Annotated in this window: 24 protein-coding genes; 9 read left to right on the forward strand and 15 right to left on the reverse strand. The window is 69.2% G+C overall.

The window, feature by feature from the left end; translation table 11 throughout:
* Positions 1-188: 188 nt before the first annotated feature.
* Positions 189-860 carry a hypothetical protein gene (locus H5J31_RS29005; RefSeq protein WP_236005448.1) on the reverse strand — a complete coding sequence of 224 codons (672 nt, stop codon included), beginning with the start codon at positions 858-860 and terminating at the stop codon, positions 189-191.
* A 153-nt stretch (positions 861-1,013) separates the two neighbouring features.
* Here H5J31_RS29005 and H5J31_RS29010 point away from each other — a divergent pair, with 153 nt between their 5' ends.
* The 3 genes from H5J31_RS29010 (at position 1,014) to H5J31_RS29020 (ending at position 4,197) form a co-directional block, all read left to right on the forward strand.
* The gene (locus tag H5J31_RS29010; RefSeq protein ID WP_181775835.1) at positions 1,014-1,604 is read left to right on the forward strand and encodes a biotin transporter BioY; all 591 of its coding nucleotides are present in this window, start codon (positions 1,014-1,016) and stop codon (positions 1,602-1,604) included.
* A 124-nt stretch (positions 1,605-1,728) separates the two neighbouring features.
* Entirely contained in the window at positions 1,729-3,786 is a 2,058-nt protein-coding gene (locus H5J31_RS29015) for an ATP-dependent DNA helicase (protein ID WP_181775836.1), read from the forward strand.
* A gap of 57 nt (positions 3,787-3,843) precedes the next feature.
* Entirely contained in the window at positions 3,844-4,197 is a 354-nt protein-coding gene (locus H5J31_RS29020; protein WP_181775837.1) for a hypothetical protein, read from the forward strand.
* Between the two features lie 71 nt (positions 4,198-4,268).
* On the opposite strand, the gene H5J31_RS29025 is transcribed toward H5J31_RS29020, so the two are convergent.
* From H5J31_RS29025 to ctaD, 5 genes are all read right to left on the reverse strand, one after another.
* Positions 4,269-4,673: an OsmC family protein gene (locus tag H5J31_RS29025; RefSeq protein WP_181775838.1), complete on the reverse strand. Its 405-nt coding sequence runs from the start codon at positions 4,671-4,673 to the stop codon at positions 4,269-4,271.
* An 11-nt stretch (positions 4,674-4,684) separates the two neighbouring features.
* Positions 4,685-6,439 (reverse strand): serine/threonine-protein kinase, encoded by a 1,755-nt coding sequence (locus tag H5J31_RS29030; RefSeq protein WP_181775839.1) that lies wholly within the window; start codon positions 6,437-6,439, stop codon positions 4,685-4,687.
* A 17-nt stretch (positions 6,440-6,456) separates the two neighbouring features.
* A complete protein-coding gene (locus H5J31_RS29035) occupies positions 6,457-7,215 on the reverse strand; it encodes a peptidyl-tRNA hydrolase (protein WP_181775840.1) in 759 nt (252 codons plus the stop codon).
* The gene (gene serB, locus H5J31_RS29040) at positions 7,212-8,441 is read right to left on the reverse strand and encodes a phosphoserine phosphatase SerB (protein WP_181775841.1); all 1,230 of its coding nucleotides are present in this window, start codon (positions 8,439-8,441) and stop codon (positions 7,212-7,214) included. The genes H5J31_RS29035 and serB overlap by 4 nt, the downstream gene beginning before the upstream one ends.
* A gap of 88 nt (positions 8,442-8,529) precedes the next feature.
* Positions 8,530-10,308: an aa3-type cytochrome oxidase subunit I gene (gene ctaD, locus H5J31_RS29045; protein WP_181775842.1), complete on the reverse strand. Its 1,779-nt coding sequence runs from the start codon at positions 10,306-10,308 to the stop codon at positions 8,530-8,532.
* Positions 10,309-10,443: 135 nt separating this feature from the next.
* Between ctaD and H5J31_RS29050 the strand changes: the two genes are divergently transcribed.
* The gene (locus H5J31_RS29050) at positions 10,444-11,277 is read left to right on the forward strand and encodes a phosphotransferase (RefSeq protein WP_181775843.1); all 834 of its coding nucleotides are present in this window, start codon (positions 10,444-10,446) and stop codon (positions 11,275-11,277) included.
* Between the two features lie 212 nt (positions 11,278-11,489).
* Here H5J31_RS29050 and H5J31_RS29055 read toward each other — a convergent pair whose 3' ends face one another.
* Together H5J31_RS29055 and H5J31_RS29060 are read right to left on the reverse strand one after the other, a co-directional pair.
* Complete coding sequence (locus H5J31_RS29055; RefSeq protein WP_181775844.1) at positions 11,490-12,743, reverse strand: glycosyltransferase; 1,254 nt, start codon at positions 12,741-12,743, stop codon at positions 11,490-11,492.
* A gap of 111 nt (positions 12,744-12,854) precedes the next feature.
* Positions 12,855-13,592: an alpha/beta fold hydrolase gene (locus tag H5J31_RS29060; protein ID WP_181775845.1), complete on the reverse strand. Its 738-nt coding sequence runs from the start codon at positions 13,590-13,592 to the stop codon at positions 12,855-12,857.
* Between the two features lie 41 nt (positions 13,593-13,633).
* On the opposite strand from H5J31_RS29060, the gene H5J31_RS29065 reads away from it, so the two are divergent.
* Positions 13,634-14,134 (forward strand): GNAT family N-acetyltransferase, encoded by a 501-nt coding sequence (locus tag H5J31_RS29065; protein ID WP_181775846.1) that lies wholly within the window; start codon positions 13,634-13,636, stop codon positions 14,132-14,134.
* A 1-nt stretch (position 14,135) separates the two neighbouring features.
* Here H5J31_RS29065 and H5J31_RS29070 read toward each other — a convergent pair whose 3' ends face one another.
* Both H5J31_RS29070 and H5J31_RS29075 read right to left on the reverse strand, forming a co-directional pair.
* Positions 14,136-14,423, reverse strand: a complete 288-nt coding sequence (locus H5J31_RS29070) for a hypothetical protein (protein WP_181775847.1) — start codon at positions 14,421-14,423, stop codon at positions 14,136-14,138.
* A 26-nt stretch (positions 14,424-14,449) separates the two neighbouring features.
* Entirely contained in the window at positions 14,450-15,202 is a 753-nt protein-coding gene (locus H5J31_RS29075) for an AraC family transcriptional regulator (RefSeq protein WP_181775848.1), read from the reverse strand.
* 51 nt (positions 15,203-15,253) lie between these two features.
* Here H5J31_RS29075 and H5J31_RS29080 point away from each other — a divergent pair, with 51 nt between their 5' ends.
* Positions 15,254-15,817 carry a class I SAM-dependent methyltransferase gene (locus tag H5J31_RS29080; protein ID WP_181775878.1) on the forward strand — a complete coding sequence of 188 codons (564 nt, stop codon included), beginning with the start codon at positions 15,254-15,256 and terminating at the stop codon, positions 15,815-15,817.
* A 67-nt stretch (positions 15,818-15,884) separates the two neighbouring features.
* On the opposite strand, the gene H5J31_RS29085 is transcribed toward H5J31_RS29080, so the two are convergent.
* A complete protein-coding gene (locus tag H5J31_RS29085; protein ID WP_181775849.1) occupies positions 15,885-17,009 on the reverse strand; it encodes an alkaline phosphatase family protein in 1,125 nt (374 codons plus the stop codon).
* Between the two features lie 52 nt (positions 17,010-17,061).
* Between H5J31_RS29085 and H5J31_RS29090 the strand changes: the two genes are divergently transcribed.
* Positions 17,062-17,277: an FmdB family zinc ribbon protein gene (locus tag H5J31_RS29090; protein ID WP_181775850.1), complete on the forward strand. Its 216-nt coding sequence runs from the start codon at positions 17,062-17,064 to the stop codon at positions 17,275-17,277.
* A 97-nt stretch (positions 17,278-17,374) separates the two neighbouring features.
* Positions 17,375-18,304, forward strand: a complete 930-nt coding sequence (locus H5J31_RS29095; protein ID WP_181775851.1) for a mechanosensitive ion channel family protein — start codon at positions 17,375-17,377, stop codon at positions 18,302-18,304.
* Between the two features lie 34 nt (positions 18,305-18,338).
* On the opposite strand, the gene H5J31_RS29100 is transcribed toward H5J31_RS29095, so the two are convergent.
* Entirely contained in the window at positions 18,339-18,722 is a 384-nt protein-coding gene (locus H5J31_RS29100; protein WP_181775852.1) for a DUF6401 family natural product biosynthesis protein, read from the reverse strand.
* 53 nt (positions 18,723-18,775) lie between these two features.
* A complete protein-coding gene (locus H5J31_RS29105) occupies positions 18,776-19,894 on the reverse strand; it encodes a trans-sulfuration enzyme family protein (RefSeq protein ID WP_181775853.1) in 1,119 nt (372 codons plus the stop codon).
* 59 nt (positions 19,895-19,953) lie between these two features.
* On the opposite strand from H5J31_RS29105, the gene H5J31_RS29110 reads away from it, so the two are divergent.
* Positions 19,954-20,427, forward strand: a complete 474-nt coding sequence (locus H5J31_RS29110) for an Lrp/AsnC family transcriptional regulator (RefSeq protein ID WP_181775854.1) — start codon at positions 19,954-19,956, stop codon at positions 20,425-20,427.
* Between the two features lie 2 nt (positions 20,428-20,429).
* On the opposite strand, the gene H5J31_RS29115 is transcribed toward H5J31_RS29110, so the two are convergent.
* Complete coding sequence (locus tag H5J31_RS29115; protein WP_181775855.1) at positions 20,430-21,254, reverse strand: YwqG family protein; 825 nt, start codon at positions 21,252-21,254, stop codon at positions 20,430-20,432.
* Positions 21,255-21,264: 10 nt separating this feature from the next.
* Positions 21,265-21,630: a hypothetical protein gene (locus H5J31_RS29120; RefSeq protein ID WP_181775856.1), complete on the reverse strand. Its 366-nt coding sequence runs from the start codon at positions 21,628-21,630 to the stop codon at positions 21,265-21,267.
* Positions 21,631-21,813: the final 183 nt, after the last annotated feature.

Below are 21,813 nucleotides of genomic sequence, written 5' to 3' on the forward strand. Positions count from 1 at the left end.
CCACTTTCGCAACGTTCAGTGTTGCGAAAGCCACTTTCGCAACACGCCTTCGCGGCGGCCCGTACTGGGACGATGGGGTCGTGAGTGGCGATTCGGGTTAGAACCCGAATCGCCACTCACGACCCACGGCACCGACCACGCCGCTTTCGCCCTACCCCTGAACCGCGTTTCGCCCTCGCGATAGTGGGTCAGGGCTTCTTCTTGCCGTAGGGATCGCAGCGCGCGGTTCCGAGGTAGATGTCGCCCTTCGCCGGTCCGCCGCCCTGCGGGAACAGCTTGATGTGCAGCATGTGCGTCACGAGGCTCCCGTCGGGCGGCGTCGGCGTGACGGTCTCGTTGACCGTGATCGACGCCAGCGCCGTCCCGCCCTTGCCACCGGCGATCGTCAGCCGGTAGTTCTGCGGGATCGACTCCGGCAGCGTGAAACCGGAGACGTCGCCGAACTCGATGTAGCCGAGGCTGCCGTCCTTCGTGGTGCTGCATTTGGCCATGAACGTGCGGACCTTGATCACCGGACCGCCGAACTGCCTGAGCAGCGTGGTCTCGAACCGCCGCCCGGTCGCCTCGCCGACGGCCACCGCGCCGGTGCGGCCGCAGGACGATTCGCCCCCGCCGAACTTGGCGAAGTCGCCGGTGGCCCCGCCCTGGGTCTTCGCGGACAGGGGTCCGTCGACATCGCACGGCGCGAGTTCGCCGGTGACGACGTGCTCGTCGCCCATCTCCACGTCGAGCGACCCGACCGACGCCGACGCCGTCGCGGGCGCCGCCTCGGCCGAAGCCGTCAGCGGGCCTCCCGCCACCAGCGCCCCGGTCAGCATCGTCACCGACAGCAGCCGCCCCGCGGTCCTGGGTTTCGTCATGGTTGGCAGCTTCCATCAAGTGCATGATCGGCGCAGGGCCACACCACCCGGTCGAGTGGACGGGCGATGACCGTGAGGTGGCCGACATTCGGTCCACGGCCCGGCGTCTGGCGTTAACCTCGGTTCACATTCGTGTACTCATAGGAGGTCTGAGTGTCTTCGCTGTCTGTGGCCGGCCACCGTCCGGTCCTCGCCGACCTCGTTCCCGGCGCCCTGGTCCGTGACGCGGTCCTGGTCGCCGGTGGTGCCGCCCTGACCGGCGCGGCCGCGCAGATCATGATCCCGGTGCCGGGTTCGCCGGTGCCGATGACCGGCCAGACGTTCGCCGCCCTGTTGGTCGGCGCCGCACTCGGCTGGAAGCGCGGCGCGTTGTCGATGGCGCTGTACCTCGCCGTCGGCGCGGCGGGCTTCGGCTGGTTCCAGAACGGCTCCTCGGGCCTGTTCGGCGCCAGCGCCGGCTACATCGTCGGATTCGTCTTCGCCGGCGCCCTGGTGGGCGCGCTCGCCGGCCGCGGCGGCGACCGCACGCCGCTGCGCACCGCGGGCACGATGGTGCTCGGCAACCTCGTCATCTACTCGGTCGGCGTGCCTTGGCTGATGGCCTCGACGGGGCTCGGCCTGTCGACCGCGCTGGAGAAGGGCGTCGTCCCGTTCCTGATCGGCGACGCGCTGAAGATCGCCGTCGCGGCGGCGCTGCTTCCGGGCACCTGGGCGCTCGTCTCTCGCTTCCGCAAGGACGCGTGACCGGTCCTTTCACCGCCCCACGAGCTGCTATGAACGGCCCGTTCCTTGCAAATTTCGCAAGTAACGGGCCGTTCATTGCACGGTGGAGCCGATCTTGACGGTGGGCCCGGCTATCGTCTTGTCCGTGCCCACCCGTGCTGATTTCCCCGGTGTCCTCGAACTCCTGACCCACGCGGTCGAGTCCGTGGGTGGTGCCGAGCGCGAGGGCCAGGTCCAGATGGCCGACGCGGTCGGCCGCGCCATCCGCACCGGCGAGCATCTGGCCGTGCAGGCGGGCACCGGTACCGGGAAGTCGTTGGCCTACCTCGTTCCCGCGATCCGGCACGCGGTCGAGAAGGAGGCCACGGTCGTGGTCTCCACGGCCACCATCGCGCTGCAACGCCAGCTCGTCGACCGCGATCTCCCCCGGCTCGCGAAGGCGCTAAAGAAGCCCCTCGGCCGCGAACCGACCTTCGCGATCCTCAAGGGCCGCCGCAACTATCTCTGCCTCCACCGTCTCGACTCCGGCGCGCCGGACGAGCCGGAGGACCAGCAGCTGTTCGACCCGTTCGCCGTCTCCCGGCTGGGCAAGGAGGTCACGCGGCTGCGGGAATGGTCGTCCGACACCGAGACCGGCGACCGCGACGAGCTCGTCCCCGGTGTCACGGACCAGGCCTGGCGCCAGGTTTCCGTGACAGCGAGGGAATGCCTGGGCGCTTCGCGTTGTCCCATCGGCACCGACTGCTTCGCCGAGCAGGCCCGCGCCGAGGCGGGTAAGGCCGACGTCGTGGTCACCAATCACGCGCTGCTGGCGATCGACGCGCTGCAGGGCTATCAGGTGCTCCCCGAGCACGATCTGGTGATCATCGACGAGGCGCACGACCTGGTCGACCGCGTGACGTCCGTGGCGACCGGCGAGCTGACCAGCGGCATGGTCTCCGCCGCCGCCCGGCGCTGCGGGAAGCTGGTCGACGACGAGGTGGCCGACCAGCTGCTGGAAGCGAGCGACGGGCTGGCCCTGATCCTCGACGACCTGCCGTCGGGCCGCATGGACTCGCTGCCTCAGGCCCTCACCGGCGCGGTCCCGGCCGTCCGTGACGCCGCGCACCGCTGCATCACCGCGCTCGGCAAGGACCGGAAGGAAGAGGTCGAAGGCGCCACGGCCCGCAAACTGGCCCGGTCGCTGCTCGAAGAGGTCCATGACACCGCCGTCCGGCTGCTCGAAGCCTTCGACGACGACAAGGCGCACCAGCGCGACGTCGTCTGGCTGACCGGGGACCGGTTCTCCACCAACCCGCGGCCGCCCGCGCTGAAGGTCGCCCCGCTCGGTGTCGCCGGGCTGCTGCGCGAGCGTGTCTTCAACCAGCACACGACCGTCCTCACGTCGGCGACGCTGACGTTGGGCGGCACGTTCGACACCATGGCCCGCCAATGGGGTCTCCCGCCCGGCGGGGCCAGGGTCGAGAAGGCGCCGGGCGCCGCGACCGACAAGGCCGCCCCGGCCGACAGCGACGATGTCGACGGCCCGAAGTGGACCGGCCTCGACGTCGGCTCACCGTTCGACCACAAACGCAACGGGATCCTGTACCTGGCCAAGCATCTGCCGCCGCCGGGACGGGACGGCCTCCAACCCTCGACGATGGACGAGCTGGCCGAGCTGATCGAGGCCGCGGGCGGGCGCACACTGGGTCTGTTCTCCTCGATGCGCGCGGCGAAACAGGCCACCGAAGAGATGCGGGAGCGGCTCGACCTGCCGATCCTCTGCCAGGGCGACGATTCCACCGGTCTGCTGGTGCAGAAGTTCTCCGAGGACGTGCGCACCTGCCTGTTCGGCACACTGTCGCTGTGGCAGGGCGTCGACGTGCCCGGCCCGGCGCTCCAGCTCGTCGTGGTCGACCGCATCCCGTTCCCGCGTCCGGACGACCCGGTCTCCTCCGCGCGGCAACGCGCCGTGGAGGCCAGGGGTGGCAACGGTTTCCTCACCGTCGCGGCCACGCACGCCGCGCTGCTGCTCGCCCAGGGCACCGGACGGCTGCACCGTTCGACCAGCGACCGCGGTGTGGTGGCGATCCTGGATTCGCGGCTGGCCACGGCCCGCTACGGCGGATTCCTGCGCGCCTCGCTGCCGCCGTTCTGGCCCACCACCGACCCGAAGGTCGCCCGCGACGCCTTGCGCCGCCTCGACGCCGCCGCCCCGGCCTGAGTGGTCTGGAACACGGCCGAGTACCGTAAACGGAACGCCGAAGACAGGGAGAACCGGTTGTCCCACGAGTCGCCCAACGCACAATCCCGGACCGTCAGCGTCGATGACACCGGAGTGCGGCGCCAGCTCGCGGACGGCAGCGAAGAAGCCGTCACGTGGTCGGAGCTGTCCGCGGTGGTGGTCAGAGTGATCCCTGAAGGCCCGTGGAAGGAAGACGTCTTCTTCATGCTCGCCGGCGCCAACGGGAAGGGCACCGCGATCCCCAGCGGCGACCCGGCCGCCGACGCGTTGATCGAGCGCCTGCAGACGCTGCCCGGCTTCGACAACGAGAAGTTCATCGAGGCGATGACCACCGACGCCGACGAGGCGTACGTGGTCTGGAGCTCCGAAGGCCACGCCGCGAAGCACTAGAGCCAAACGCTATGAACGGCCCGTTCCTTGCAAATTTTGCAAGGAACGGGCCGTTCATAGCATCGGGGCACCTACTCGACCGGGAAGCTTTCCGTGACCGGGATGCCCTTCTTGAGCGTCCGGCTCACCGTGCACAGCCGCTCGATGGCGCGGTCGACCGCCGTCGCGAGCGCCTCCCGGTCCTCAGCAGCGAGCGAAGACACGTCGACGTCGAAGGCGACGTGGACGGCGTCGAGTTCCGAAGCGCCTTCGCGCCTGTCCGCGGTGACGCCGACCCGGAACTTCGAGTCCTCCCCGATCCGCCGTGTGATGAGGTTCTCCGCGGTGACGGCCGAGCAGCCCGCCGCCGCGATCTGCAGCAGTTCGGCGGGCGAGAAGGCGCCCTCGGCACCCTTGCGGCCGATCACGACTTCGGCGCCGCGTTCGTTGCGGCCGACGAAGCGGTGCTCGCCGTCGCGCTGGACTTCCAAGGACACGGTCTTCCCTTTCAGAGTGGGGGCAGCTTGGGCGCGATGGCCCTGGCGAGCCGTTCCGCCGCACCGCACATCTCCTGCGGTGGCTTGACCTTGTGCGAAACGTAGATCTCCACCGTTTCGATCATGTCACGGCCCGCCGACTTGAAGGGACGGTGCGGAATCTCGGCCTGACACGCATTCCACCCCTCCTCCACGACTTCGACATAGGCGTCCCGCATGCCGAGAGGGACGCGGGTGCCGTCTTCCTCGTCGTCCGCCCACTCGCGTTCGAACCGGATGTCCACCTGGGTCTCGCGATGGTTCCAGTAGCACTCCCACTTGCCGAAGACCGGATCAGGCTCAGCGGGGCCTTCGAGGACCGGCCGCACCTGGTCTCCGCCCAGCGCACAGGCGTCGATACTCCCCAGAGTCCCGGCGCCGAAAGGAGCGGGACGCCGCGGGATCGGTCCCCGGTTCAGCACCGAGGCCGCGTGCGCGGTCACCGGATCGACGTAATCGCACAGATGGGCGTGCCAGCCCTGGATGTGGCGGGCGTGGACCCAGACCTGGTTGCCGTCCGGCAGCGGGATGACCCGCTCGCATTTCTCTTCGGGGTCGCCCGGCACCTCGCGCACGGTCAGCTGTCCTGGCGCGGGCTTCTCCATCAAGGGCGGGTTCGGAATCGTCAGCTCGAGCCGGATGTCCACGATGTCCCCGTCCTCGGGGCTCTTGCGCAGAAGAATGCTGCAGGCGTTGAAGTTGCCGATGGTCGAATCCACTTCGGGCGTACCGAGTTGCTTCAGCACCGTTGGGTCCAGGAGTGCGCACGGATCCGCTGTCCGCTGGTCGCCGACCGAATCGGCGGGCAACGTGGGCGACGCCATCGAGGCCGGTTCCCGCGTGGCGTAGACCAGGCCGCCCACCAGCACGAGAGTCGCGGCGACGGCACCGATCGCGACTGCGCGTTTCGTCATCCGGAACCGTCGCGCCCGAGCGGGAACGGCGACATCGGCGACCTCGGCCAGGAGTTCGGCGGCCCGGGTGGCCGTCGGCCGCCCGGCGGGTTTGCGCCGCAGCAACTCGGTCAGCACCGGCGCCAGCGGACCGGCCTGGCGCATCGGTTCGAGGGTGTACGACGTCGCCCGCTTGAGCTGGACGAACGGCCCCGCGCTCGCGTCGCCCCACACCGAGGTGCCCTCGACAGCGGCGAACAGCGTCGCGCCGAGCGAGAACACGTCCGCGGCGGCACCCGCCGGCTGTCCTTCGGCCATCTCGGGCGCGACGTAACCGGGAGTCCCGACGTCGAGACCGCCTCCAGTGCGCGTCACCTCCGCCCACTGCGCGATGCCGAGGTCGGTGAGCTTGGCGGTGCCGTCCTCGGCCACCAGGACGTTCCCCGGTTTGAGGTCGCGATGGACCATGCCCTTGTCGTGCATCTCGGCGAGCGCCGCGGCGAGCTGGACGCCGATCTTCGCGACCTTGCCGGGCGAGAGCGGTCCGTCGGTGTCGAGGATGTCCGCGAGACTGCGTGAAGGCAGGTATTCCATGACGAGCCAGCGGTCGTCACCGTCCATCACCGCGTCGAAAACGGTGACCACGTTCGGATGATGCAGACCCGCGCCGATCCGCGCCTCACGCCGGATCTGGCCACTGTCCCCGACCTGGGAGCGTTTGAGCGCGACGACCCGCCCGAGGTCCTGATCGGTGGCACGCCAGACCACACCCATGCCTCCGGCGCCGATCCGCTCCTCCAAGCGGTAGCGCCCGGCGATCAGCCGGTCACCCATGCGGGGAGTATAAGAGGTTAAGCCCTTTGGGCTAGGACAGTGACCGTTCCGGGATCAACCTCGGTGAACCCCGCGTCCCGGACCGCGACGACGCCGTCGCGACGCCAAGAGCCTTCCGGGTCCTCGACCGGGCACAGCGCCTTCCACGTCGCGACCGGCGGCGTCCGCACCGAGCACCGGAACCCGGTCTCGGCCCAAGCGGCCAGTGCGGCCTCGTCCAGCAGCGAAGCGAGGATCATCGTCGCGTGCCCGACCTGGGCGGAGCCCTTGCCGACGGTCATCGAGACCTCGGGGTTCAGCAGCAGCCGCGGGACGCCGTCCGGAGCGGGTCCGGGCTCGTCGGCCGGGAGTTCGCTCCCGGAGATCTGCAGCCGTGAGACCTCTTTCGGCGTATCGACGACACGGCCTGGAACGAGCGCCCGCGCCTCGGCGCCGTCGACCTCGATCGTGATGCCCGGCAGGTCCTGGACGGCCTGCCAATGCGCGCCCCGCGCGCGGCGGGCGACCTTGCGGATCCGGCCGTCCACCCAGGCCTTGAGCGGCTCGTGCCATTCGCCTTCGGGCAGGGCGCGCTCGTCGAGACAGACGGCGACGGCGGCCGCCGCGGCGGCTTCCAGCAAAGCTGTCCGGGACGGCGGTTCGGCGCGTTCCATCCGGAGGATCACCGGCATGGCGCGGACCTCGGCGGGGTCCTCGTCGGAGGTGTCCACCGTGCTTTCCGCGGGCAGGCCGAGCCAGTACGCGTAGCGCGCGGCCAGTGGTTCCAGAACGCTCATGGCCGGGACAGTTCGAGCCCGTCGGCCGCGTCCGCGGCCTCGATCTCGCCTCGGGTGACGCCGAGCAGGAACAGCACGGCGTCGAGGTACGGGTGCGAGAGCGCGGTGTCGGCGACTTCGCGCAGCGCGGGCTTCGCGTTGAACGCGACGCCCATCCCGGCGACCGACAGCATGTCGATGTCGTTGGCCCCGTCGCCGACCGCGACGCACTGCTGCAGCGAGATGTCGTACTCCTGGGCGAACCGGCGCAGCGCGGTCGCCTTGCCCGCGCGGTCGACGATCTCCCCGACCACGCGGCCGGTGAGCTTGCCGTCGACCACTTCGAGCTCGTTCGCGGCGGCGAAGTCCAGGCCGAGATCGTCCACAAGGGACTGGATGATCTTGGTGAACCCGCCCGAAACGACACCGCAGCGGAAACCCATCCGCTTCAGCGTGCGGATGGTCGTGCGCGCGCCCGGGGTGAGCTCGATCGACGCCGCGACCTCCTCGAGCACCGTCTCCGGCAGCCCTTCCAGCAGCGCGACCCGGCGTTCCAGCGATTCGCTGAAGTTCAGCTCGCCACGCATGGCGGCTTCGGTGATCTCGCGGACCTTCGGCTCGACGCCGGCGTGAGCGCCGAGCATCTCGATGACCTCGCCCTGGATGAGCGTGGAATCGACGTCGAAGACGACCAGGCGTTTGGCGCGGCGGGCGAGCCCGGCCCGCTCGACCGAGATGTCGATCCCGGCCTCGACGGCGGCGTCGGCCAGCGCGGTCCGCAGCGCGGCGTCGGCCTCGGGGGTGTCCTGGGCGAGCGAGGCGTACAGCTCAAGCCCGGTGACGGGGTAGTCGGCGACGCTGCGGATCGAGTCGATGTTGACGTTCAGCGCGGCGAGGCGGCGCGCGACGTCGGAGAACGCCCGCGCGGTCACGGGACGGCCGAGCATCAGCAGGACATGCGTCGAGTCCTTCTGGCCGATGGCGAACGGGTCGGCACCGATGGCCGAGCCGATCTTCACCTCGACCTGCATCCCGACCGACGCCATCGCCTGTTCGACGTACTCCTGCAGGCCCTCGGGATCGCGGTAGACGCCGGCGAGCACGCCGAGCACCAGCTGGCCGCGGATGACCACCTGCTCGACATCGAGGACGTCGACGTCGTGCCGAGACAGCACGGCGAACAGGACCGAGGACACGCCCGGCTTGTCGGGACCGGTGGTGGTGATGAGAACTGGTGTCTGCGTCACGGGGCTCAGTCTCTCTTAGCCGGGTACGAAAAAGGCGCGTGCCGCACCTCGGTGTGAGGCAGGGCACGCGCCATTTCCGCTTATCGGGTCACTTCTCGCTGGAGTTGTCCTGGGAGTGATCACCCGGCATGACCGCCTCGGTGAGCACCTGGGACGGCGCCCGGTGGGTGTTGACCTTCTGCTTCCCGAAGAAGCCGATCTCACCCTCCTTGTGGATGCGCTCGACCATATGCGGGTAGTGCAGTTCGAACGCCGGGCGCTCGGACCGGATCCGCGGCAGCTCGGTGAAGTTGTGCCGCGGCGGCGGGCAGGACGTCGCCCATTCGAGCGAGTTGCCGTAGCCCCACGGGTCGTCCACCGTGACGATCTCGCCGTACCGGTAGCTCTTGAAGACGTTCCAGATGAACGGGAGCGTCGAGGCACCGAGGATGTACGCGCCGATCGTGGAGATCGTGTTCAGCGTGGTGAAGCCGTCGGACTGCAGGTAGTCCGCGTATCGCCGCGGCATACCTTCGGCGCCCAGCCAGTGCTGCACCAGGAACGTGGCGTGGAAGCCGATGAACGTGGTCCAGAAGTGCCACTTGCCGAGCTTCTCGTCCATCATGCGGCCGGTGATCTTCGGGAACCAGAAGTAGATCCCGGCGAACGTGGCGAACACGATCGTGCCGTAGAGCACGTAATGGAAGTGAGCGACGACGAAGTAACTGTCGGACACGTGGAAGTCGATCGCCGGCGCGGCCAGCATGATGCCGGTCAGACCGCCGAAGAGGAACGTGACGATGAAGCCCATCGAGAAGATCATCGGCGTCTCGAAGGACAACTGGCCCTTCCACATCGTGCCGATCCAGTTGAAGAACTTCACGCCGGTCGGGACCGCGATCAGGAAGGTCATGAAGGAGAAGAACGGCAGCAGCACGGCGCCGGTCGCGTACATGTGGTGCGCCCACACGGCCACCGAAAGCGCGGCGATCGCCAGCGTCGCCCAGACCAGGCCCTTGTATCCGAAGATCGGTTTGCGGCTGAAGACCGGGAAGATCTCCGACACGATCCCGAAGAACGGTAGGGCCACGATATAGACCTCTGGATGGCCGAAGAACCAGAAGAGGTGTTGCCAGAGGATCACGCCGCCGTTCGCGGGGTCGAACACATGCGCCCCGAGATGCCGGTCCGCCAGCAGGCCCATCAGGGCCGCGGTCAGGATCGGGAACGCCAGCAGGATCAGGATGCTGGTGACCAGGATGTTCCAGGTGAAGATCGGCATCCGGTACATCGTCATACCGGGGGCGCGCAGGCAGATCACCGTGGTGATCATGTTGACGCCACCGAGGATGGTGCCCAGACCGGAGACGACCAGACCGGAGATCCACAGGTCGGCGCCGACGCCGGGCGAGTGGATGGCGTCCGACAGCGGGGTGTAGGCGAACCAGCCGAAGTCGGCGGCGCCACCCGGGGTCAGGAAGCCGGACATCACGATCAGGCCGCCGAAGAGGTACAGCCAGTACGAGAACGCGTTCAACCGCGGGAACGCGACGTCGGGCGAACCGATCTGCAGCGGCAGCACGAAGTTCGCGAATCCGAAGAGGATCGGCGTCGCGTACAGCAGCAGCATGATCGTGCCGTGCATCGTGAACAGCTGGTTGTACTGCTCCTGCGAAAGGAACTGCTGTCCCGGCCGCGCGAGTTCCGAACGGATCAGCATCGCCATCGCGCCGCCCACCATGAAGAAGGCGAACGACGTGACCAGGTACATGATGCCGATTTGCTTGTGGTCCGTCGTGCGGAACAACCGCAGCAGGTACGAACCCTTAACCGACTCGCGCGCGGGGTATGGGCGCGTGGCGATCGGCTTGGGGGCTACGGCCGTCACTCCTGCCTCCAACACTCAAACCTTGTGGTGGTCAACTTTCGGCCGTCGGGCGGGTTCGGGACCCACTCCGGCGGTTAATGGGGATCGTAGCCCTCACTACCCACCGTCGCGCGCACCGGCTGGCAAGATCGCGCCGTGGCCGACGAATACACACGCGCGGGGGTGGCCGCGGCGATCGCGGTGGGTGACCGTTTCGACCTGCCGACCGGCGATCCCGATGTCCTGCATTTCAAGTCGAACGTGCTGGTGAGGCTGGGTCCGGTGGTAGCGAGGGTGCCGGCCACGACACGCTTCGCCCGCGCCGATCCGTCGGCCTGGCTCAGACGGGACGTCGAGCTGTCGAAGCACCTCACGGAACGTGATGTGCTCGTCGTCTCACCGACCACGGATCCCCCGGCCGGACCCCATTTCGCTGACGGCCTGCCGGTCACTCTCTGGCATTACACGCCCCATGAGCCGGGAGACACGCTGTCGCCGCGGGAGGTGGCTTCATCACTCGCCCGGGTCCACGCGGCGCTCGCGGACTACCCCGGTGACCTGCCCGAACTCGGACCGGTCCAAGACCTCCGGACGCTGCTCGACCGGCACGGTTCCTTGATGGGTGGCTCGGCACCGCGGCTGTACGAAGAACTCGAACGGATCGTGGCGTCCCTTCCGGACGGCGAGGCCCGGCCGCTGCACGGTGACGCCCACTCGGGGAACGTCGTCGCGACGGCGGCAGGGCCCTGCTGGCTCGACTTCGAGGACACCTGGCGCGGCCCTCTGGGCTGGGACCTCGCCGTCCTCTATAGGGAAGTCGGCGCTTCGGCTCTCTCCGCGTACCCGGCCGATGTCGCGCCTTCGTCGCTTGAGCCGTTCATGGCACTTCGGCGGCTCTTCGAGATTCCTTGGCGCTTCGCGATCGCGCGGCGGTTCCCGGAACGTCTCGGGGAGGCCGAAGCGGCCCTGGAGCGCTACTTCCGCGTTTAGTCCTCTACTTGCGTTGAGATGCGCGCAAGGAGAGGTAAGGCGAACGTGTCGTGTCTCGGGTCTCGCGTGCTTGAAGACGGATCTCGCGTGCTCGGACGCCGTACACCCGAGTGCGGTGGCCAAGCACGCGAGTCACGTCTCTGAGCACGCGAGATCCGGGTCCGAGCAGACGAGTCACGCCTCCGCGCCCAAGGTCACCCTGGCGAACGGACCTACCCCTCGCCCCTGCCTGCCCGCCTCTCGGGGTGTTGCGACCACTGAACCGACTCCATCAGGAGCTTCGCCGCGACATCGGTACCGTCGACCCGCACCTCACCGCCGACGCGACGAGCCCGCGCGGCGACGTCGGGCCGAAGCACCTCACCCAGAGCGAGCGTCAGCGCCTCGGCGGAAGGCTCCCCGCCGAGAGACGTCCCGATCCCGAGGTCCCGGACGCGCTCCGCGAAATACGGCTGGTCGAACATCTGCGGGACGAGCACCTGCGGCACTCCCGCCCGGGTCGCCGCCGTGGTGGTGCCCGCGCCGCCGTGGTGCACGACGGCCGCGACCCGTGGGAAGAGGGCCTGCTGGTTGACGTCGCCGATGGCGAGGCAGTCGGGTTCGTCGTCGATCAGTGCCAGTTCGGTCCAGCCCCGGTACACGATCGCCCGCCGTCCGTGCGCCCGCGCCGCTTCGATCATCGCCTTCGCGATCTCCTCCGGGGCGCGGATGCTCCCGAAACCGAAGTAGACCGGCGGTTCGCCGTCTTCGAGGAACGCCTCCAGTTCCGGCGAAAGCGGGCTGTGGTCGGGCAGGAGCCAGGCGCCGGTCTGGTGCACGTCCAGCGCCGACGGTTCCCGCCACGGCGCCAGCACCGGATCGGCGGCCAGCCACGGCTGTTCGGTGAAGATGTGGCCCCGGACGTCCTCGACAGGCGGCAGGCCCAGCGTTTCCCGCTGTCCGTCGAGGACCTCGCCCCACTGCTCGTTCCAGCGTTCCGCGTCGTCGGCCCACAAGGCGGGGATGGCGGCGCCGGGATTCTTCGGCGCCCATCCCGCGAATACGGGCGGACGATGGTGCAGGGAAGGCAGCGTTATCGGGCAGTAAGCGGTGAAGAAATAGGGAATGCCTTTCCGTTCGGCCACCGAATGGGCGGCGATGTTCAAAGCCATTCCCGCCACGACGGCGTCACAGTCTTCGACCGCCGACGACAACGTCTCGAACTGGTTCACGACCATGGCCTCGGCCATCCGCCGCCGCCCCTCGGGCGTGGCCATCGCCTTGGTCATCGCGGAATCCGGCTTCGCCGTCGACCGCAGTTCAGGCCCCATGGGGGCAAAGGAGATCCCGAGGCCCTCGGCCCATTCACGGAAATCCGGCGGCGCGCAGAGCCGGACGTCCTGGCCGAGTTCCCGCAACCGCACCGCCAGCGCCACCAGCGGCTGTACCTCACCCCTCGTCCCGATCGTGGACAGGAGTACACGCATGGGAATCCCCCTTCGGCAAAAACATGAAGGCAGGAATTGTGGACCGGGAATGGGGGCTTGCCGCAAGTCCCCCTGTCCGCTATACCTTTAAAGGGGCGAGGGAAACGTCGGTCATTTCGCGGGATACCAGCCCAAGATCGCTTCGACGACTCCGGCCGGATCTTCCAGCGGCGTCAGATGTCCCACCTCCGGCAGCACCACCAGCGTCGCGTCGGGCAGGGTCTCCACCAGCGTGTTCGCCGCTTCCAACGGCGTCAATCCGTCTTCTTCGCCGACCACGACCAGCGCCGGCACGTCCATCGATCGCAGTGTTTCGACCGAATCGGGACGTGCCGCCATCGCGCGTGCGGCCCACGCGATCCCCAACGGCGGCTGCGAGGTGATCAGTTCGCGAAGCCGTTCGGCCACTTCCGGGCGCGGTTTTTCGGCGAGCAGTCCGGGCGTGACGGTTTCGGCCAGCCATCCGGCGCCTTCCGCCTCGACCCGGGCCGCGACGTCGTGCCGCGCCTGGGCGGCTTCAGGGGTGTCCGCGGTCGCCTTCGTGTCGATGAACACGAGCCCGCCCACCCGTTCCGGCGCCAGGCGCAGCACCGCCATCGCCAGGTAGCCGCCCATCGAGCAGCCGCCGAGGACGACCTGGTCGAGTTCGAGCCGGTCGAGCAGCGCCACGACGTCGCGGGCGGCGTCGTCCAGGCTCGGTTCCCGGTCGGTCTCCGGCAGCGGGCTGCGGCCTAGTCCGCGCTGGTCAGGGGTGATCACCCGGAGACGTTCCGAGAGCGGCGCGCGCACCGCGTCCCACATGCGGGCGTCGACGGGAAAGGCGTGCAGGAGAAGCAGGGGGAGGTCCATGAACGATAATTCTGTCGCACCCGGGGTCTACCGTCGGAACGGTGCTGACAGAGATCAAGACGGAGAGGCTGCTGCTGCGACGGCTGCGCGAAGAGGACCGCGAGAACATCGTCGCGCTGCAGGCCGATCCGGAGACCAACAAGTTCAATGTCGAACCGCATACCGTCGAGGGTGCGCGGGAGCTGTTCGACGCCTGGATGAAGCAATGGGCCGAGCACGGTTTCGGCTATCTCACGGTGTCCGCTTTGGACGATCCGGAAGTGATCGTCGGCTTCGGCGGCGTCCGCTATCACGAATGGAACGGCGAGCGCGTGCTGAACCTCGCGTACCGCTTCTGGCCGTTCAGCTGGGGCAAGGGCTACGCGACGGAGATGGCGGCAGCCGTCATCGAGTGGGCGGACCGTGAGGTCCCGGACGTCCCGGTGATCGCCAACATCATGACGTCCAACAAACCGTCGATCCGGGTCGCCGAGCGGCTGGGGTTCAAGATCCACACGGAGGAGGAGTTCGCGGGAGAACCGTCACTGCATCTGCGGCGCTGAGTCACCAGCGGCCCGGGCGGCGCCGGGCACGCGCGTCCCAGCAGGGTTTGTGCCAATGACGGCGGTCGGCGACCCCGCCGGTCTCGTCGGCGGGCCAGACGACCAGATGCGGGGTCCCCGGCCGGATCTCGTGGTCGCAGCCGGGGCAGCGGTAGTCCTTGGTGGCCTGCGCGCCGGGCACGGTCCGGACCAGCCAGTCCCCGTCCTGGGCCGATTCGGAGCGCGCCCAGCCGGTCGACGCGCCGAGGTCTGGGCGTCCACCGCGATCGGGCCGGTTACGTCGTGGCACCCCGGAACGGTATATGGAGCCTCGGCTCAGCCGCCGAAGTAGGCGCCCGGCGTCACACCCACGGCCCGGCGGAAGGCGACGACGAAAGCGCTCGGCGAGGAGTAGCCGATCCGGCGGGAGACCGCGGTCAGCGGCATGCCCTCGGCCAGGAGCGGCAGGGCCGCGCGCAGCCGTGCCTGGACCCGCCAGGCGCCGAACGTGGTCCGGCACTCGGTGAGGAACAGCCGAGCGAGCGTGCGTTCGCTCGCGCCGGCGTCACGGGCGAAGTCCACGAGACCGCGCCTGTCCGCGGGGTCGCCGATCACCGCCCGCGCGACGGACAACGCCCGTTCGTCCGACGGCATCGGCACGGTGATCGGCACGACGTCCACCGGTTCGAGCAGATCGAAGGCGACGGCCTCGGCCCGGCGGCGGGCGTCGTCGCCGAGATCGGCCGAGCCGAGATGCTCCAGCAGTTCCCGCAGCAGCGGCCGGACGGCGACGAGTGTCGGTGACGGCCGGCGCACCGGGCACCGGTCCTCGGCGGCGTAGATCCCGCGCAGGACGGTTTGCGCGGTGGCGCCGGTCCGGTGGACGACGCCGGCGGGGATCCACAGCGCCCGCGTCGGCGGCAGCACCCAGTACTGCTCGCCGACGTTCACGCTCAGGATCCCGCGCGCCGCCCAGGCGAGCTGGTGGCCGTCGTGTTCGTGCCAGGGGAGCCAGGTGCCGGCGGGCAGGTCCATCTCGCCGAGCACCATCGCGGTCGGCATCGGCGGCAGGAGTCCGATTCTCGACATCGGTTGGCAGCCTATCGCCTATCGGTCACGGATAGCTTCGAAGTCATGCCGATGAACCTGGTGCACCGCAAACTCTGCAGTTCCGCGCTTTGGGCGAAGGCCGTCTCCGCCGAGATGCCGGGCAACATCGCGGGCTTCGACCTCGGCGACTCCGTGCTGGAGATCGGGCCCGGCTTCGGCGCGACCACCCGGGCGCTGGTCGACCTCGTCCCGAAGCTCACCGCCATCGAGATCGACGAGGCGTCGGCGGATCTCCTGAAACGCGAATTCGACGGCCGGGTGCGCATCGTCCACGGCGACGGCGCCGCACTGCCCTTCGAGGACGGAGAGTTCTCGGCGGTCGTCTGCTTCACGATGCTGCACCACGTGCCGACGACGGCGTTGCAGGACAAGATCTTCGCCGAGGCGTTCCGGGTGCTCCGGCCCGGCGGCGTCCTGCGCGCGATCGACAGCCTGGCGAGTGCGCCGTTCCGGCTCCTCCACCTCGGCGACACGATGAACGCGCTCGATCCGGTGTCGGTCTGGCCCCGGCTCCAGGACACCGGCTTCACCGACATCAAGGTCGACCACGTGCCGAAACGAAGCGTGCAGTTCTCGGCCCGGAAGCCCGCCTGACGCATTTAGTCCTCTAGATTCGGTAGTTGCACGCGCAAGGACCGCATCCAGAGGACTAAACGCGGGCTTAGCCGCGCGCCAGCACCAAGGGGACGAGTTGTTCGGCCGTGGTCAGCGAACCGTGCTGACCGACCAAAGAGGACTCGACGATCTCGGCCAGTTCGCGGGTGAGCCCGAAGCGGCCTTTCGCCGCCACGACGACGTCGCCGATGCGCGGCCGGACCCGGTCGTTGATCGGCCCGAACCAGCCGGCTTCGGCGGCTTCGTCGCGCGAGAGGATCCACGCGCGGTCGCCGATCACCTCGCGCCAGGCCGCGAGCACGTCGGCCTCGGCGCCCGGTTCGCTGTAGACGTGCCGCGCCCGGACCTCGCCGCCGATGGCGCGGACCCCGCCGAGCAACGCGGGCGTGTCGTCGATGTCGAGCGCGTCTTCCACGGTCACCATGCCGTGGTCGGCGACGACGGCCAGCAGCGCGCCGGGCGGCAGACCGTCCACGATGGACTCCACCAGCCTGTCGACCTGCCGTAACTGCATCCGCCATGCCGAAGAGCCCGGCCCGTAGATGTGACCGAGCATGTCGAGTTCGCTGTGGTAGCCCCAGCAGAACGCGGGCCGCTCCGAAAGGCATCGCAGGATGCCCGCGGCCAGGTCACCGAGCGCGTGGACGCCGACGTACCGGGCGCCGGACTGGGTCGCGCGGGTGAGCGCGGTGTCGGAGAACTTCGCGGACGAGACCACGCTGGTCGCGATCCCGGCGGCCGCGGCGCGTTCGAACGTCGTCGGCAGCGGCTGGACGTCGCGCGGCGGCAACGCGCCCCGGAGATCGCCGCCGTCTTCGTGGCTGGTCCAGCGCAACGCGTTCAAGACCCCGCCACCCGGAACCTCGAAGGTGTAGCCGACCAGGCCGTGCTCCCCCGAGGCGAGCCCGGTGCCGATCGCGCCGAGCCCGGCGGCGGTCGTCGCCGGGAAGCCGACGCGGATCGGCGACTTCGCCAGCTGGGTGAGGACAGGTGCGTCCTCCGCGTACTCGGCCAGCAGTTCCCAGCCGAGACCGTCGATGAGCAGGACGCAGGCGCTGGACGCCTCGCCCAGGCTCAGCGAGTCGGCGAACCCGGCGGCGCCGAGGGCGGAAAGGGCGGACGGGACGACTTGGCCGAGATGCGGCACGTGCGCCGCGACAGGCAGTTCCACCCCGCCCAGCTTGCCATCCCGGAGAAAGGAAGGAGATGGGATACTGCCGGACATGCCGACTTACGCTTACCGCTGCCGCGAGTGCACCGAGACCTTCGAACTGCTGCGGCCGATGAGCGAGTCCAGCGCGCCCGCGTCGTGCCCGGAGGGCCACGAGGACACCGTCAAGCTGCTGACGACCGTCGCGCTGACCGGATCTTCGTCCGGTCCGGCTCCTGTTCCCGCAGGTGGCGGCGGTGGCTGCTGCGGAGGCGGCTGCTGCGGCTGAACCACTCGATCGAGTGGCACCACGTGTGACCGCTTGATCACCGGGTACCTCCTCCCCACCAGTCTGGATCCTCCAGTCGTGGGAAGGGAGAAGCCCAGTGGCCACATCAGCACTGGCGGCCGTCGATTTCGGTCAAGGCGTGTCCAGCGCCTGGAGTTCGGTCGCCACGTTCGTCCCTAAGCTGCTCGCGTTCCTGGTCATCCTGTTCATCGGCTGGCTGATCGCCAAGGCGATCGCGAAGGCCGTGAGCATGGTGCTCGAGAAGGTCGGCTTCAACCGGCTCCTCGAACGCGGCGGCTTCAAGCAGATGCTCGCGCGAAGCCAGTTCGACGCGTCGAACATCATCAGCAAGATCATCTACTACGCGATCCTGCTGATCGCCCTGCAGATCGCGTTCGGCGTCTTCGGGCCGAACCCGGTGAGCTCGCTGCTCAACGACATCGTCGCGTGGCTGCCGCGCGCCATCGTCGCGATCGTCATCGTGGTGATCGCCGGTGCGATCGCCAAGGCGGTCAAGGACCTGATCGGGAACGCCCTCGGCGGCGTCTCCTACGGCAAGGTGCTCGCCACCATCGCCTCGGTGTTCATCTGGGGCCTGGGCGCGATCGCCGCGCTGAACCAGATCGGTGTCGCCACCGCGGTCACGATGCCGGTGCTGATCGCCGTGCTCGCGACCGTCGGCGGGATCGCCGTCGTCGGTGTCGGCGGCGGTCTGATCAAGCCGATGCAGCAGCGCTGGGAGACCTGGCTCGGCCGGGCCGAGGCGGAGATCCCCGCCGCGAAGGCGCAGGCCGAGGCCTACCAGCGAGGCCGTGAGGACGCGAGCCGTTCGGGTGCCGTGCCGTCCGAGCAGGCGGGTGGCTACTCGCCCGTTCCCGCCGGTCACCACGCGGCGACCGAGCCGACGATGACCCAACAGGGCCAGCACCAGCAGTTCCCGCCCAGCCAGGGCCAGGTGCCCCCGCACCAGGATCCCGGCCAGCGGCCCCCCGGTGGGTCAATGCCCCCTCCGCCGGAGTACCGCTGACCTGCAACGGGAACGGGTGGGGCGTCCGGCCGCCCTACCCGTTCCCGGTCGGCTGTGCCCGGCGGTCGTCCATCGTGGCGGCCAGCGAGCACACGCCGACCAGGCGCGCCGTCGTCCAGTCGCTGGTACTCCAGGCGGACAGGTCGGCGGGCGCGCGGAACGTCCAGCCCTTGGTCTTGGCCTCGTCGAGCAGCCCGCGCGCGTAGCCGGCGAGGAGCACCACCCCGGCGACGGCCGCCGAACCTTCGACCCCGGCCGCGAGGATGTCCCTCACCGCGGCCGAGTGCTGATCGAAGACCGCGGACAGCCCGGGAAGCGCCGCCGCCGCGGCGAGCCCGGCCACGCCGATCTGCTCGTGGAGCCGCGAAAGCGTGCTACGAGCCGAAGATTCCACCCAGGACGAGACCAGATCTTTCACCCGACCAGGTTAGCCAGGTCAGGCGATTTGTCGACATGCCGTTGATCACGATCTCAGCAGGCCTTGAGCGCCTGATCCAGGTCGTGCCACAGATCTTCGACGTCCTCCAGGCCCACCGACATGCGGATGAGCTTGTCGGTGACGCCCGCGCCTCGGCGGTCGTCCTCGGCGACGATCCGGTGGCTGATCGACGCGGGATGCTGGATGAGCGAGTCCACGCTGCCGAGGCTGACGGCCGGCGTGATCAGCCGGACCGCGCCGATGAGCGCGTGCGGATCGCCGTCGACCTCGAACGCGATCAGCGGTCCGCCGATGCCCGGATAGTGCACCGCGCTCACGTTCGAGTGCGAGCGAAGCCGCTGGACGAGCTCGGCGGCCGTCGCGGAGGCGGCGTTGACGCGCAGCGGGAGCGTCGAGAGGCCGCGAAGCAGCATGTAGCCGGCCAGCGGGTGAAGCACACCTCCGGTGGCGAAGCGGATCTGCCGCAATACCCCGGCGTCTTCGGTGCTGCAGGCCACGACCCCGCCCATGACGTCGCCGTGCCCGCCCAGGAACTTGGTCGCGCTGTGCAGGACGAACCGGGCCCCGTGCCGTCCCGGCCGCTGGAGCACGGGAGTCGCGAAGGTGTTGTCGACCAGCACCGGTACGTCGCCCGCGGCACGCACGATCTCGGCGATGTCGACCTCGCGCAGGGTCGGGTTCGCGGGCGTCTCGAGCAGCACCAGCCCGGTGTCGGGACGCAGCGCCGCGGCGAGGCCTTCCGGATCGGCCCAGGTCACCTCGGTGCCGAGCAGACCGGATGTGAGCATGTGGTCCGTGCAGCCGTAGACCGGCCGGACGGCGACGATATGCCGCTTCCCCTGTGCGACGGCCGCGAGGAGCGAAGCCGACACCGCGGCCATGCCGGTGGCGAACGCGACGGCGTCGTCGAAGCCTTCGAGTTCGGCCAGCGCCTTCTCGAACCGTTCGACGGTCGGGTTGCTCAGCCGTCCGTAGACCGGGAGCCCGGACAACGAGCCCGTGGTGGCGAATTCGTCGATACGGCCCGCCTCCTCGACGCTGTCCCGCGACGGGTAGGTCGTGGACAGGTCGAGCGGAGCGGCGTGGACGCCGAGGTCCGTGAGGTCGTCACGGCCGGCGTGGACGGCTCGGGTGCGCAGCGTTGCGGTCATACCCGAGATGGTGCGGTTTTATCCGGATCAGGCGCAATATCCTCGGATATCATTCGCAGATGGCGGATTCTGTCGAACTGAGTACGGTCGACCTGCGGATTCTGCGGCTCCTACAGAACGACGCCCGGATCTCGAACAAGGATCTGGCCGCCGAAGTCGGCGTCGCCCCCTCGACCTGTCTCGACCGCGTGAACCGGCTTCGCGAGCTCGAGGTCATCACCGGCCAGCGCGCCGAGGTCGACGCCGCCAAACTCGGCCGCCCGCTCGAAGCGCTCCTGTTCGTGCAGGTCCGCCCGCACCGGCGGGCGCTGGTGGACTCGTTCGTCGAGCATCTGCTGGGCCTGCCCGAGGTCCGCGCCGTCTACCACCTGACCGGACCGGACGACTTCCTCGCGCATGTCGCCACCGCGTCGGCGACCGAACTGCAGCGGCTGGTGCTCGACGAACTCACCGCCCGCGACGAGGTCGCGCGCGTGCACACGAACCTCGTCTTCCAGCACTGGAGCGGGGGACCTTTGCTACCGCCCGGCTGAGGTCAGTCGATGCGGACCTTGAACGGATGCGCGCTGTCCGCCGGGCAGGTGAAGATGTTCAGCATTCCCCGGGCACCCAGCGTCCAGCCCGCCGGTTCGTCCTCGGGCACCTCGCAGCCGCAGTCGACGTCGTGTTCCTCGGTGGCCAGCGCGATCGTCTGCACCAGCCGGGAACCGCAGTCACGGCAGTCGAGTCCGGCCCGGCCGGAGTCGCGCCAGGCCGTCCAGCCGCCGATCTTCGAGTACTGCCCGAGCTCCGGCCAGCCCTCCGGATCCTCGGCCGAGTCCTCGGGGAGGCCGAGCGCGGCCTTGGTCTCCGCCGGGAAGTCGCCGACACGCGGCAGTTCGTCGATCGAGCACGGCTCGAACAGGCACGGCGCGGGCAGCACCGCGGATTCGGGCACCGGCGGCGGTTCGGCGATGTCCCCGACCTCGCCGGAATCGCGCCACACCAGCCGGACGGCGGGACCCCGGTGATACGGACTGTCGTGCTCGTCCGGGCAGAACAGGATCTGGAGGACGTCGGTGCCCTCCGGGAACGGCAGTTCGGGGAAGTCGTCGCGGAAGAACTGCGCCACCCCGGCCATCACCGGGACCGCGCCGTCGAGCGGATGCCCGCTCGCCCAGCCGTCGTCGGAGGCGTCCGGATCGGGCGGCCAGGTCACCGGGCACTCCGGCCACGGCTCGTCCGACGGCCAGAGCAGCGGGCCGCCGAGATGGCTTTCGTCGGGCCGGGGCTCCCCCGACGCCGGGTGCAACCGGATCGCCGTCCGGACCAGATCGTTCAGGCCGGGGATCGGCACCCCGTCGTATGTCAGCTGACGCACCCCGGGGAGCTTAGAGGTCCGGCAGCGGATCTTCAGGTTTTGTCACTTCTCGCATGATCTCGGCGTCGGCGGCGTGGACGACCGCGACGTACTCGTCGTCGATCTCGTAGACGATGCCGTTGAACTTGAACCACGGGGTGGTCGCCGTGTCGACCGGCCCGAGCCGCAGGTTGCGCAGGCTCGACCCGATGACGCGCTTCGGCGTCTTCCGGCTCAAGTACCCCGTCGACAGGATCGTGATCGTCTTGCGGGTGACCGCGACGAACACGCTGGGCCTGGTACTGCCGAACATGTCGGCGGGGAACACGTAGTGGATCTCGTCGTCAGGATCGAGGAGTCCCTTGATCCGCTTCCTTACCCCCGACGAAACCGGCATGTCACCCAAGTTACCGGTCTCGTGGGTCGTGAGTGGCCTTCACGGACCGGATCTGCGATCAGCCGAAGCCAGAATCCACCAGGTACCTAGAACGCTCTCGGTTCTATTGAGGGGTAAGTCAAACGTGTCGTGACGCGGGCGAGGCGCCGGCCTGCGTGACGCGACACCGCACTCGCGTGCTCA

Source organism: Amycolatopsis pittospori (genome assembly GCF_013870525.1).
Classification (GTDB): Bacteria; Actinomycetota; Actinomycetes; order Mycobacteriales; family Pseudonocardiaceae; genus Amycolatopsis; species Amycolatopsis pittospori.

What these genes read in the sequence shown, in the direction of transcription:
- H5J31_RS29105 (WP_181775853.1), bottom strand. Translation starts at nt 19,894, where the DNA reads ATGACCGCAACGCTGCGCACCCGAGCCGTCCACGCCGGCCGTGACGAC.
- H5J31_RS29120 (WP_181775856.1), bottom strand. Translation starts at nt 21,630, where the DNA reads ATGCCGGTTTCGTCGGGGGTAAGGAAGCGGATCAAGGGACTCCTCGAT.
- H5J31_RS29060 (WP_181775845.1), bottom strand. Translation starts at nt 13,592, where the DNA reads ATGGACCTCCCCCTGCTTCTCCTGCACGCCTTTCCCGTCGACGCCCGC.
- H5J31_RS29090 (WP_181775850.1), top strand. Translation starts at nt 17,062, where the DNA reads ATGCCGACTTACGCTTACCGCTGCCGCGAGTGCACCGAGACCTTCGAA.
- H5J31_RS29080 (WP_181775878.1), top strand. Translation starts at nt 15,254, where the DNA reads ATGAACCTGGTGCACCGCAAACTCTGCAGTTCCGCGCTTTGGGCGAAG.
- H5J31_RS29110 (WP_181775854.1), top strand. Translation starts at nt 19,954, where the DNA reads ATGGCGGATTCTGTCGAACTGAGTACGGTCGACCTGCGGATTCTGCGG.
- H5J31_RS29035 (WP_181775840.1), bottom strand. Translation starts at nt 7,215, where the DNA reads ATGAGCGTTCTGGAACCACTGGCCGCGCGCTACGCGTACTGGCTCGGC.
- H5J31_RS29005 (WP_236005448.1), bottom strand. Translation starts at nt 860, where the DNA reads ATGACGAAACCCAGGACCGCGGGGCGGCTGCTGTCGGTGACGATGCTG.
- H5J31_RS29075 (WP_181775848.1), bottom strand. Translation starts at nt 15,202, where the DNA reads ATGTCGAGAATCGGACTCCTGCCGCCGATGCCGACCGCGATGGTGCTC.
- H5J31_RS29055 (WP_181775844.1), bottom strand. Translation starts at nt 12,743, where the DNA reads ATGCGTGTACTCCTGTCCACGATCGGGACGAGGGGTGAGGTACAGCCG.
- H5J31_RS29030 (WP_181775839.1), bottom strand. Translation starts at nt 6,439, where the DNA reads ATGGGTGACCGGCTGATCGCCGGGCGCTACCGCTTGGAGGAGCGGATC.